This window comes from Bacillus sp. R86525 (assembly GCF_042466195.1).
In the GTDB taxonomy this organism is placed as follows: domain Bacteria; phylum Bacillota; class Bacilli; order Bacillales; family Bacillaceae_G; genus Bacillus_A; species Bacillus_A nitratireducens.
In genome coordinates this window covers 1-12,983 of sequence record NZ_JAXHPX010000006.1, presented here as the reverse complement: position 1 = coordinate 12,983, position 12,983 = coordinate 1, and the positions used below count along the sequence as shown (strand labels likewise).

11 protein-coding genes are annotated in these 12,983 nt (G+C 34.7%); 2 read left to right on the top strand and 9 right to left on the bottom strand.

The window, feature by feature from the left end; translation table 11 throughout:
* Positions 1-701: 701 nt before the first annotated feature.
* Positions 702-1,550, bottom strand: a complete 849-nt coding sequence (locus tag SJY24_RS01230) for a formate/nitrite transporter family protein (RefSeq protein ID WP_377863453.1) — start codon at positions 1,548-1,550, stop codon at positions 702-704.
* Positions 1,551-2,185: 635 nt separating this feature from the next.
* On the opposite strand from SJY24_RS01230, the gene SJY24_RS01225 reads away from it, so the two are divergent.
* Positions 2,186-3,118, top strand: a complete 933-nt coding sequence (locus SJY24_RS01225) for an FAD-dependent oxidoreductase (RefSeq protein WP_078204048.1) — start codon at positions 2,186-2,188, stop codon at positions 3,116-3,118.
* A gap of 185 nt (positions 3,119-3,303) precedes the next feature.
* Positions 3,304-4,050, top strand: coding sequence for a C39 family peptidase (locus tag SJY24_RS01220; protein ID WP_377863451.1), 747 nt, complete (start codon positions 3,304-3,306; stop codon positions 4,048-4,050).
* 871 nt (positions 4,051-4,921) lie between these two features.
* Here SJY24_RS01220 and SJY24_RS01215 read toward each other — a convergent pair.
* The 8 genes from SJY24_RS01215 to SJY24_RS01180 all read right to left on the bottom strand — a co-directional run bounded on the left by SJY24_RS01215 (position 4,922) and on the right by SJY24_RS01180 (position 12,758).
* Positions 4,922-6,013 (bottom strand): RNA-guided endonuclease InsQ/TnpB family protein, encoded by a 1,092-nt coding sequence (locus SJY24_RS01215; RefSeq protein ID WP_377863450.1) that lies wholly within the window; start codon positions 6,011-6,013, stop codon positions 4,922-4,924.
* Between the two features lie 5 nt (positions 6,014-6,018).
* Positions 6,019-6,420: an IS200/IS605 family transposase gene (gene tnpA, locus SJY24_RS01210; protein ID WP_377863449.1), complete on the bottom strand. Its 402-nt coding sequence runs from the start codon at positions 6,418-6,420 to the stop codon at positions 6,019-6,021.
* Between the two features lie 211 nt (positions 6,421-6,631).
* Positions 6,632-7,252 (bottom strand): HAD family hydrolase, encoded by a 621-nt coding sequence (locus SJY24_RS01205; RefSeq protein ID WP_377863448.1) that lies wholly within the window; start codon positions 7,250-7,252, stop codon positions 6,632-6,634.
* Positions 7,253-7,271: 19 nt separating this feature from the next.
* On the bottom strand, positions 7,272-8,036 hold the full coding sequence (locus SJY24_RS01200) for a DeoR/GlpR family DNA-binding transcription regulator (protein ID WP_088040599.1): 765 nt from the start codon (positions 8,034-8,036) through the stop codon (positions 7,272-7,274).
* Positions 8,037-8,383: 347 nt separating this feature from the next.
* Positions 8,384-8,971: a GNAT family N-acetyltransferase gene (locus SJY24_RS01195; RefSeq protein WP_098888417.1), complete on the bottom strand. Its 588-nt coding sequence runs from the start codon at positions 8,969-8,971 to the stop codon at positions 8,384-8,386.
* Positions 8,972-9,138: 167 nt separating this feature from the next.
* Positions 9,139-9,519 (bottom strand): DUF6262 family protein, encoded by a 381-nt coding sequence (locus SJY24_RS01190; protein WP_098888416.1) that lies wholly within the window; start codon positions 9,517-9,519, stop codon positions 9,139-9,141.
* Positions 9,512-11,626, bottom strand: a complete 2,115-nt coding sequence (locus SJY24_RS01185; protein WP_098888415.1) for a tyrosine-type recombinase/integrase — start codon at positions 11,624-11,626, stop codon at positions 9,512-9,514. Before SJY24_RS01185 ends, SJY24_RS01190 begins: the two co-directional genes overlap by 8 nt.
* Positions 11,627-11,645: 19 nt before the next feature.
* Positions 11,646-12,758, bottom strand: coding sequence for a tyrosine-type recombinase/integrase (locus SJY24_RS01180; RefSeq protein WP_377863447.1), 1,113 nt, complete (start codon positions 12,756-12,758; stop codon positions 11,646-11,648).
* Positions 12,759-12,983: the final 225 nt, after the last annotated feature.

Genomic DNA, 12,983 nt, shown 5'->3' with positions numbered 1-12,983 from the left:
TTCAATACCAAATAGTTAAACCAATATTCCTTTATATACGTATCTCCAGCAAGTATTGCTTCAAAACTTTTTCTTATTTAATTTTAAAAAACATTATGTATAGCTTCACTGATATTCTGTGAATATAAAAGAAAAAATAATAAGATAGATTTTTAATTTTTTAATTACACTTTCATCAAAGAAAATTCTGTAAAAAAAATCAAGTTAATACATCTAGTTAAATAAATTTGTTAACGCTTACATTTTGAAGACTCATTAACTGACCATCATTTCTCATATTGACATTCATCCTTATATTATCTTCATTCAAATCTAATTACTGCAAACTTAAATTTTTTATATGAAGGATTTTTCTATCTATTTTACCAATAATTTTTCAATAACACTTTTCTATCCTGAATAAATTTTTTAATTTTTTTGAAATTCATCTCCGAGTATACCTCCTAATAAAGTTTTTATAGGTTGCTGTAATAGATTCAACATGTGACCTTGCATTTTATATTAACAAATTTACAGCACCTAAATTGTGAATGTTTTTTGTATATTTTCCGTCCCTTATACGTCTAACAAAAACAAACAATATATTTTATAAAAGAAAAAATACACTTTAAAACGTATTATATCAGTATTTCCCGCTTATAAATTTAATTGATATAAAAATAATAGTGTTATTTTTATACAGAAATGATTATATTAGTAGCTTAAAGTTTTATTTGTGTTTGTAATGGAATATTTTCCTCAAATTGAGATTCCACTAAATCTTCCACCTCTTCAGGAATAGGGCAATTTTTTGTTATATAATGATATACCATACCAACGAATACAGATCCACCAATAATATTTCCAATTGTAACTGGAATCAAATTATAAATAGCCCCACTAAAAGAAATTGTATTGGGATGTGGCGATACTAAAGAGATTGCAAATAGCGATAAATTTGCAATGCTATGTTCATATCCAGATAAAAAGAATGTAAAAACCAATAACATCATAACAATTATTTTTGATGTATCCCCTTTTACTTGAGAAGGAAGGAAGCATGCTAGACAAACGAGCCAATTACATAAAATAGCTTTGAAGAATAACTGTATTGTCGGAGTATTCATTTTCACTTCCACAACATTACTTAGCAAGTGTTCATATTCAATCTGATCAAAAATACCAGTACCATAAAATAATAACGCAAAAAATATTGCACCTATCAGATTACCTAAAAAACAGGCACCCCAGTTACGAAAAGTATCTAAGACCGTTGTTTTTTTTCGTAAAGTCGAGATTGTAAAATACATTGTATTCCCAGTAAATAATTCCGCGCCACCATATATTATTAATATAAGTGCAATTCCAAAAAACAAAGAAGCAATTAAATATGTTGCAGGTGAATCTACAACATGAAAAAAATTCCCTAATTTAAAACATAATACGATAATAAATCCAATATAGATGCCGGCTAGTACCGCGCGTACAAAATATTGTATTGGGTTTATATCTAATATTTGTTTCTTCTTTTGTGCAATTTTTATAGCATCAGCTATCCCTTGTTCTAACATAAAATTATACACTCCTTTAGTTCCTATTTATTATAAATTATCCTAAGAATAAACTACATGTTTCAATATTTACTTTCAAGAATTTGTTCAATAGTTCACAAAATAAACACAATCTTTTTACGAAATAATTCAAACAATGTGTAGTAATATCTGTTATATACGCTAAAACCTAGAGGGGGCATACTACGCGAATAATACATATTCAATATAAAATTAAAGAATAATGAATTCTGTATAACAAGTCTTAATTTATAATGTTTAGGAAAAGCACTTCACCTTAATTTTACTGACTTGCATAGTAATTATGATTCATTGAGAAATCAATTATATTTATACATAGAAAGACCTATAATGATAGGTTACACTGTGTTTGTATACGTTACTCTTTAAAAATTGAAGAAAAACTTTTATCAACGACCATATTCAACATTTTTTTCCGAAATATCTTAGTAAAATAAAAAAGCTTGTCTCTAACCTATGAGTTTAATGAAACATCTTTGTTTCTATACCCGCCCCAAAATAATTTGTGACATTTTTTAAAATACACTATATATCAAGCACTCTTTTTTAAAAATTGTTATAATATGAACGGGAATTATTGCTCAATACTTCACAATGTAAAAGGAGAATTTGATATGAAAAAACGAAAACGCTTAGTCATAATCGGTAATAGTGTATCTAGTTTACGCTGTATTGAACAAATTTTAATACAAAACCCTAATATGTATAACATTTCTATTTTCAGTGATGAACTCTATCCTCTCTACAATCAGATAAACACTATTTCATTAAAATTAAATATAAAAAATAGAATGCTAAAGAAATATAATTGGTACAAACAACATAATATTAAGCTTTTCACAAACGAAAAGGTAATAGAAATTGATCGTGAGGACGAGGTCATTGTTACAGATAAACGACGTATTGTTTTCTACGATAAACTCATCATTGCAACAGGCTCTACTGCTTTTATTTTTCCCGTTAAAGGACTGCAATTATTTGGGGTAAATAAACTTAAAACAACTGAAGAAATCCAATTTCTATTAAATACTAAGAAGCATTCAAAAAAAGCTATTATTATTGGCAATGGTATGCTCGGTCTAAAAATTGCACAAAAATTAATTAATTTAGGAATAGACGTCCACGTTGTTCATTTCATTTCACACTTAATGGCAAAACAAGATATCCTGGATTGTTCATTACTACGTAACAAGCTAAAAGCAAAAGGGATTCAATTTTTCATGGAAAAAAACACGGTTAAAATCCTAGGTACAGAATACGCAGAGGGAATTCAATTCGAAGATGGCACTATTATAAAATACGATTTAATTGTAATACCTATTGGTAGGCGACCTAATACACATTTAGCAGAAAAGGCTGGTTTACATGTTAACCGTGGCATAGTTGTTAATAAGTACATGCAAACAAATGATAAATTAATTTATGCAGTTGGTGAATGCACTGAACACAATGGTATTACATTAGGATTTCCAGCCCCCCTCCATACACAAGCTACTGTATTAGCCGAGCATATAACAAATGTACAGACAAATACTCTTTTTGCGTAATTTCTTAGTTAATTAAAACAAATTCATTATAACTTTTATCTATAAAAAAACTCTTCTTAATAATTGTTTAAGAAGAGTTTTAATCCTTTGAAAACGTATTAAAGGGAACACTTCAATATTGACATGTTTGCAATCCTATTGCGTACTAAATTAAAATGTCAATTTAAATAAGGAGACATACTAAAATGCAACGACACAAAAATATATATATTTTAATCATTTTCTGCATCGTATTATGTATAATAACTCTAGTCCATAAAGATGAAAATAATAGCGCTAAAAATAAAACATATGGGATGGATAAACTTGTTAAACTCGATAAAAAAAATTCATATTCTAAAGAGAATAATCCTTTAGAAGTCCCTTTAATTCTACAAAATCCAGAATTAGAACGTGGATGCGAAGTTACAAGTTTAGCAATGCTTTTAAATTTTAATGGTCTATCCGTTGATAAATTAGAATTAGCTAAAAATATTAAATATGTCCCTTTTCAAAACAATGGATTAATGGGAAATATGGACGAAGGATTTGTTGGAGATATGTATGATATAGATATGCCTGGTTTAGGTGTGCATATTAAGCCGATTTTAGAGTTAGCTAAATTATACATACCAGAGAATTGTATTATAGATTTAACTGGAAGTAATCCCGAAAATTTATATAAAGCAATTGATAAAGGACACCCTGTTTGGATTTTAACAAACGCAAGCTTCCGCAAACTACCTGATTATGAGTTTCGTACTTGGAAAACAAATTCGGGTGAGGGGCGGGTTACATACCGTCAACATAGTGTTTTATTAACTGGATATACCGGTCAATATGTATACATTAATGATCCATTAGATATGGAAAAAAACAAAAGAATTGATAAGAAAGATTTTGAGGAAGCATGGGTTCAATTAGGCAGCCAAGCCCTAACCATCATTCCCTAAAAAAACACCCTTGAGTTGTAGTTGAGATAGACTCAAAATCACCGGATATTAATTATGTAATTATTATATAATAATATCGAATTAAAACAGGAACTCATATATTTATAATTAATTCTCTTCCTTACTATAAAAAGGACACACCTGTACCATCGAAATGGTACAGGTGTGTTCTTCATGTAAATCAAAATCATTATATAGCAATTCTTATATTTCATAAGCTAAAACAATTTCAACGAATTTCCCGAAAGAATTCTCCTTCCTCAAGCGTGTGAAGAACGATGGCCCGGCGGTAGGTGGGAGATGAATTTCAGTTTGGCATAGCCAAGAACTTTTTATAAACTAGCCATATGAAGTTCTTTGATAACTTGATATAGGAGGTTGCAGGAAGAAAATAGAGTGCGAAAACCAAGCTATTCGGTTCCTGCGTAAAATATCAACCGTACCCAGAGAGCGTCCAAGCGTTGGACATCTAGGGGTGGAACACCCCCTAAGTAACGCTCAGGGAGTCGAAAAGTTACTTTCATCGTGGAACTGAGAAGCCCCCACTTCAAGCTTTGATAAGTGGTGAGTAGTTCATATCTATTATTTAGGTTCAACCATAAATTATGTGGATTCACCGTAGGTCTCCAATATGAATCCTATTTTTTCTTGTTGATAGTTAATAATTATATATATTGTTAATGCTATTCAGAGTTTAAAATATACCCTATATTTTTTTGACACTCCCACGGCTAAAGCCGCAAGTCCTACACCTTACGGTGTAACGGATGGGATTCTTGAATGACTAACCGTTCGCAGTTCCTTTCTGTTTTGAACAGCCTTCAAGATGAGGGTGTGCCATCACCCCTCCTAAGACAGGCCATATAGGTTCTTAGGCTGGTTGACTATTACCATCAACCACAGTTGCGTAGCGAATGTTCATCGCCCCAACGATATCACGATGCTTCTCAAATCCACATTGACACTTATATTTTCTATCTTGTGCTTTGTTCTTTTCAGAACACTTCGGACATGTTTGACTTGTATAAGAAGGATTCACATATTCGGTCTTTATACCAACTAAATTCGCTTTGTACTCAATGAATTGTGCTAGACGAAAGAATGACCAAGTGTGTAGATTTTTTTCGTTTTTACGGCTTGTTCGTGCCGTCTGTCTAATGTTCGTTAGTTGCTCCAATCGAATGACAGAGATATTATTATTCCTTGCGAAATCAACGATTTCACGACTCACTTTGTGGTCTTGGTCGTGCATCCATCTTTGTTCTTTATTATCAAGTTGCCTAAGGGCATTCAATTTCTTAGCTTCGCCTAACTTCTTGCGAATACTACGAAACTTACGTTTCATATATTTGTTTTTTCTACCGTTTCCGAAGAAACGAACCTTATCATCGTTTGTGATGGCTACTGCAGGAACTTTGAGACCTAAGTCCACTCCTAAAATCTTTGTTCCCCTTTTTTCGTTTGTAGGGATTGTGACAGATATTTGAGCGATCCATTTAGCAGATTTCTTTGTGATACGAAGTGTACCTAACTTGTGTTTCAACAATTCAAAATTGCGATTATATTTGTCGGTTAATAAAGCACGAACCTTTAACCGAGTTGACCTTCCATTTACCATAAAGGGCATTGAAATGTGCGAGAAATCAAATGAATAATTTTGGTTATTCCACACACAAACAGGTCTTTTTAGAATGGGAACAATTTTGTATTTACTCTTTTGCACTTTTGTAGAAAATAAACTTTTCGCATCTTTAATTGCTTGATTTATAACCGCACTTGGAAGATTGGCTTCAATATCCTTTGTGCTTTTCTTCATGCTTTTCTTCATGCTTTTCTTCGCTTCAACCATTTCTGATACCAGTGTATTAATGAGTTTAATATAATCGGAACTACTTTGTTCCAATAGCCTAAGTTGTTCTTTTGTCGGAAGCAATTTAACTTTGACCGTGATGGTTTGTGTCACAAGTTTCACCCCCTCATTTTTTGACTTTCAACATAATGTTGTATTGTTTCACTTGATACATTCCCAGCAGTAGAAATAAAATAGGAACGTGTCCACAGACTTGGCAAATGCGCGAGATGAGAAAACTCTTCTCTTAAACGCTTCGAAGTCACTCCTTTAATTTTCGCCATAATATCAGCAGGGCTAAGTGTTGGTAGTGCATTTAAGAACAAATGAACATGATCTTTGTCACATTCCATTGCAATAATAACAATATCTAGTTCGTTACATAGCTCTTGAACCAATGCTTTGAAATGTTCTTCTACTTTTGCGTTAAGAAAAATCTTTCTTCTGTATCGTGGGCAAAATACAAAATGGTAGTTAATTAATGAAACTGTTGTTTTGGTTTTTCTATAATCATTTATCATACTTACAATGTATCAGTTTGATTATAAAACTGCAAAACGAAAGGTCAAAAATAAAGGATACACACACTTTTGATAACTAAAGTGCCACAAACCTTTCGGTTGTTTAGTAGCACTCCGTATCCAACCTCACTTTCATCCCATGCCTAAAGGCGGTGGGCTTTCTCGTTCGGGAAGGGCTGTAATTTAATTTTTTTATTAGAATTGAGCCTGGTTAAATTAAATCCAAAATATCTTTTGGTGTATTTAATACATAGTCAGCTTTTTCAAAACCTTCCTTTGTCTTTGAACCCCATAAAGCGAGTGCGAATTTTACACCAGCACTTTTTGCACATTGCATATCGTATATAGAATCTCCAATGTATATCGCCTCATTATTAGGAACATCTAATTGCTTTAAACAAGCTAATAATGGTTCAGGGTGTGGTTTGTGCTTATCTGTATCACACGCACAAATTGTATGTTCAAAATGACCGCTTAAGCCAAATGGCTCGAACTCATCTATTAATTCTTGCTTAGTTTTTGATGTAACAATACCAAGCTTTAATTTACTAAGGGATAACTCTTTAATAACGCTTTCTAATTCTTCAAATACGGAGACTTCATGAGAAAAATCTAGTACAGTTTTGGCCCATTTTGGATGAACAACGTCTATATTCTGTACTTTTAATTTTTTTAAGGTTTCTTTTCCAGGAATCCCTAATGCAAATCTTAAATCCTGTAACGCATAATCTTCCTTTAGTTCTTCTTTTAAAACTTTTTGTAAGGATTTTAGTATTGCTTTTTCTGTGTCTAAAATTGTTCCGTCTACGTCAAAAACAAGAGATGTAATCAAAATAAATCCTCCCTATTTTTTAATCTTCACTTGCAATTACTACTTCAACACCGTTTTCTTTCAAAGTGTTATATAAATCATTAGACATAACTTGATTTGTAATGAATGTGTCTATAGATTCAAGCATTAAACCCTTATAATTTCGTCGCTGATTCCATTTAGTGTGATCTGCCACTAAAATAACTTGATCAGCATGTTTTATTAATTCACGCTTGAAATATATATCTTCTTCAAAACCATAGTATATCCCGTCTTCTGTAATACCTGCGGTTCCAATGAACACCTTGTCAAAGTGATAATCTTTGAGTTTTTCAGTGGTAGAGGTCCCCGTAGTATGTCGAGAAATCTTATTTAAAGTTCCTCCCAAAAGGTGAATAGTCGTATCTTCAGATTGAGCTAACATATAAGTAGTATCAATCGAATTCGTCACAATAGTTACGTTCTTTGATTGCAAATGTTGCGCTACAAAGTTGACTGTTGTTGAAACGTCTAAATAAATCATGTCATTATTTGCTATCAAATTTGCAGCTTTCATTCCAATCGATTTTTTCGTTTCTAATTCAGTCTGTGACCGCTCTTGATAAGTATCAATTTTCTTATGAAAAGTTGCTAAAGCCACTCCACCATAAGTTCTAACTATTGCCTTATTGTTTGAAAGCTTTACTATATCTCTTCTTGCAGTATCTCGTGAGATATGAAACATTTCACACATTTGTTTTATATTCATGGTTTTATGTGTTTCTAAATAATTAAGGACTCGTATCAATCGTTCTTCTTGATTCATAAGTAACCTCCATAAGGATATTTTAAGTTAAAATAAGCGAATTAGCAAGTAACATTAAGTTATATAATGTAAAAACGCCTCTTTTTTAAGTCGTTTTAATTAAAAATATTAAAGCTTTATTTTTAATACCTTTATAATTTCAAGCGATTTTATGAGTGATTTAAAGTTTATCGTTGGAATCATACGTTGGCTGTAAATTAAAAGAAGCATAAGTTGGCCGTTTTGTTATCAAGACCTAAATTATAAAAATCCCTAAAAATAAAGGAGAGCACATATTAGACATGACTAATATATTCTCTCCTTTCATTCCATTAAAGCGCCCTTTTCTGGAACAACAACATTTTCTATTAATGATTTTTCATCCACTCTGTTTTATTCAGTACATAGTGATTATATAATTCATTTTCTATTGTCTGTTGACTCAGATAAGTAAATCCACATTTTTCAATCACTTTATTTGATGAAACGTTGTTAATTAAAGCTACTGCGTTAATGACATCTAAATTTGTATTTGTAAACAAATAGTTAATCAATCCTGTAGACGCTTTAGTAGCGTATCCTTTCTTTTGATATTCACTTGAAATGGCATACATAATTTCTCTATTAGGTGAAGGTAGCTCATCTTTAATACCTGTACAGCACCAACCAATAAATTCATCCGTTTCCTTAATAAATACCCCTAGTTTTAAAAAATGATCATCTATGTTTGATGTATTTATAGCGGCATCAAGAAATGCTTTATTTGCTGGTATTTCATAATTGGTAACCCAATCTACCCTTTGTTCTTTTGTTGATTTCCAGTCTGGCAAGAAATTAAATATTTCGGGTTGATTTGAAATTCTGTATATACTATCTGCATCTTTAATGGAAAACTCTTGAAGATAGATATCTCCGCAATCTATTTTAAATAATCTTTCTGATGTTTTATGCTTCATAACTCTTCCCCTTGTAAGTCATATTTTTATCACTTCTTTTATTGAGCGATCTTATTCCATTTAACTCCCTTTCCCTTTAAAATAATTATCTCAAAATTTAATTATTTATACAATCACATATTCCAGAATATGGACCGATTGTTGAACATGCAGGGAACGGAGTGCTATTAGATTTTTTTATAAACCTCTGCATATGCAAATTTTAGCTGCTCACGTAGTCCTTTATTTTCTTCATCCAATTTTTTAATTTTCCGTTTTAAAGATGCTATAATTGCATCTTTATTGTGTCCATCTATCTCCCGCTTCACCTGTTTTGGAGTGGGACCTTGAGCTTGTTTCTGGCGTAATGATTCAATCCGATCACGCAGTTCATGGTTGTTGTATAGCGTCGCTTTTGCCACGCCAGCCTCGTTCGCTACGCTGTTAAAATTGATGTTCTCATTGGCTCGCACGAGCCTTTGGATGGCTTTATCCACCTTTTGATAAGTGGCAGCCTTCCGCGATGCATGAATTGCTTTTAAATGTTCTTTACGATCATAGTTAGCCATTTTCTACACCTTGCTTTCGCTTCATTCGTTCCATTCTGCCGAAGATAACGTTCCCTTCCTGTAGCTTGTTTAAAATCTCTTCATAACGCTTCAAATTTCTAGAACCCTTTTCCACAATGTCTTCACGTCCATACTGTGTTGCCAATTCCATATTTCTGGAGGTTCTTTTGATGTGATCTTCATATTTCCCTATATCGAAATCGGAAAATCCGATGGCTAAATCCTTACAGGGACTGCCTCCGTTACACGTTAAACAAGGTGCTTCCTCCATATAAGGACAACTGCCGTTTAAACGAGCGTGACACGTTCCATAGTTGTTTTCCATCGCATTCAGTTTATGATCCTGCCAGAGAGCTTGCAGAATGTCCTGCGGAATGTCTTCGCCTACCTTGATTTCTTGCACCTCGCCGTTCCAAGAAAAACTGAACACTCCTTGGCTGATGACCGATTCAAACGCCTTTCGCTTTGTGTCATCCAATAGTTTGGCATACCGCAAGGTCATCTCTGGGGAAGCATGGGCTAACAATTCCTGTACAGTCAGAATGTCCGCACCTCCGTTCAACATTTTGATGGCATAGGTGTGTCGGAATTGATGAGTTTTAAAATAAAAGAGTTTTCCGCTCTCATCTACAATGTTTTTCCTCTTCGCTAAGATATTCAGTTGTTGCTGAATCCAACCTCGATCATAAGGCTTTCCTTTCCGGGACCCGCGATAACGAACGAAGATGAACCCTTCCGGGTTATTATCTCGATTGCTGTTCTCTTGGGATTGTTGAATGAGAACCGCCAAGATATTTGCCAGTTCGTCATCAATTGGGATTCGATGTCCTTTGACGTACGTTTTCTCAATATCTGTGACAATGGAGTATTTGCCGTTTAACCGCTCCAAGCAATCAGAGGTCAATCCTAAAACGCTTGAAATCCGCAGCCCTGTTTTAAAGGCGGTCCACACGACAGGAATGATATCTTTGTGTAAATCATTGATGTGCGTGAAGAGTTGCTCTAACACACAGTCAGGAATATAGTCAATTTGGTCAATGGACTTCTTTCTTAGTTTCGGTTTATCTTCGGGAAAGAGTAGTAATCGCACAGGGGTTTTAGGTGCAATGTCATATTCATATCGCTGGATGTCTTCCAAAAATTTCCCCGTGATTTTTAGCGCTTTAAAGATATAATTTTCAGGATGTGCGTCTTTACGTTTTAAGTTGCTTTTGGTGTACTCATGCAGCCATTGGATGTACCGTTCTATATGGTGACGTTTCAAACCTTTCAAATCATTCCAGGTTGGTTCCTGTGAAAACACAAAAGACAGAAACTTGGGCAAATGCGCTAAATATAGTTTCGCTGAACTCCACGAGAATTGGTTCTTACTAAATAAGCGTTGTTTGATATATTTTTTGATGTGCTGACGCATCTTTACCTGTTCAATTTTGGTGAAATCGAGGTAATAATTGGTAATGCTCTTAACATAATCAATCCCATATTGTTCATGCAGTATCCGTATATCCCATCGATCTTTGTCCCATTCTTCGCGAGTATCTGTCAACGCAAAGAGATTGGAATGGATGTGCCGTAGAAAGGTTGCTGTGTTCGTTTTAAACTTGTGTTCGCCGTACATTATGTGCTGCGTTGTTCGCTGTGTGGAAATTCCTTGCTGCTGTAACCAAAACAACCATTCCTGTTCCGCCTTCTCGATGTCTAGTTCAAGGAGAGTGGAGAGGGCAGGGTGTTTTTCGTTAAGGAAAGTTGTCAACCTGCGCAAGTGTGTTATCTTTGGAACAAAAGCGCTGCTCAGCGCCCATTCGTCGTTGAACAGTTTCTGATACCACACATATTTCACTTCCAGGTTGACAGTCGGGCTGTTGATTTGAAAATACACATTCCGATTAGTGCCTGTGTAATTCTCCACCATTTCCCTAAATTGCGGAATGTCCTCGAAAAAGTCAACATTCCAAATGTCGTTGACCAAGAAGTAGGAGTCCTTCATATGCTGGATGGTAACAACGCCGTCTTCATGTATGTTCTTCACAGGATAACTCAACAGCTCGCGCTGCAATTGTTCGTGAAACCCTAATTCTTCTGTATACACTTGTTGTTTCTGTTTCATTCTCTCCCACCTTTCAGTACTATTTTCGTATCTGGAATGCACCCTGCGCCTTTTCCCAATCCTTACGGATCTCTTCGTCCGAAGGATGAAGGTAAAGGTTCATCGTCGTTTGGATTTGGGAATGACCCAAGCGTTCCTGCACCTGTTTGATGTCCTTTGTCTCCTGGTAGTACATGGTCGCGTGTGTATGACGAAACAGATGAGGATGAACCTCTATCCCTGTTTTCTGCCGCAACCGCTTGAACAAGGCTTCCACATTGCTGTATGTCATGGGTTTACCCGCGCTCCCACCGCGCAGCTTGATGAACACAAAGTTGGTTTCGACGTCCAATTCATCGATCACTTCATACAGGTAGTCATCGTACAAATCCATGAGAGCTTGCGACACAAAAATCTCTCGTTCGCCTGTTTTCAGTTTTGCACCGTTCTCCAATTCCCCACGGTCTGTTAGACGAATGCGATGACCTTTTCCGTGATCGAATTGGAAATCTTCCAAGAATAAAGAAAGAGCCTCTCCGATCCGCAATCCCGTCTCGAACAGGAGTTGAACCAGGAAGGTGTCCCGTATATTTGTGGTAGCCGCCAAGACCTGATGCACCTGTTCCTTTGTGAGCGTTTGTACCCTCTTGCGAGGTTCTTTTATCTTCAACACATTTTGCATAGATGGCTTGTCCTTATTGACGTGATGAAGGAAACTCTTATACCGTGTCCTCCCGCCTGTAAAGACCTGACGCATCAATTTCTCTTCCATATCACGCGGTAACCCTTCATTTCGGTACAAATAGTCATAGAAGTTTGTGACAGCGGTGATCGTAAGATTTACCGTTCTCTCTGTTTTCTTTGCCTGCACAGGTCGGAGGGACGTTACTTTAGTGCTCTCATACGGATTCCGAAGCCACCCCACAAACTCCACCAAATCCTCTAATCTTATACCCTTGTAATCTTTCTCTGTTTCTTGTAAGTACAGGAAATACTGTTTTAGTGCATAACAATACGTCTTCTGTGTATTGTTGCTTTTTCCTGTAACATCCAAATACTTGAGGTACTTGAGCACAGGAATCACAGGAATGCCTTCATTATCTACTAATATGTATCTCTTTCCATTCTCTAGGATCACCTCTTGTACACGCATAGACCTTTACCTCCTAAATCCTATTTACACTCGGTCTATCGACCACGCTACGCCTCCCGCTGTGGGCTTTGTCCCCTAACTAATAAAAACACATTTCATTAATGACATTATATACATAGTAGACAATATTTTGAATATCTGATTATTCCGTCTGTTTTGTATAAAAAATAGGATAGGATGTTCTATATTGAACATCCTATCCTATTATCATTTTAGTATAGTTAA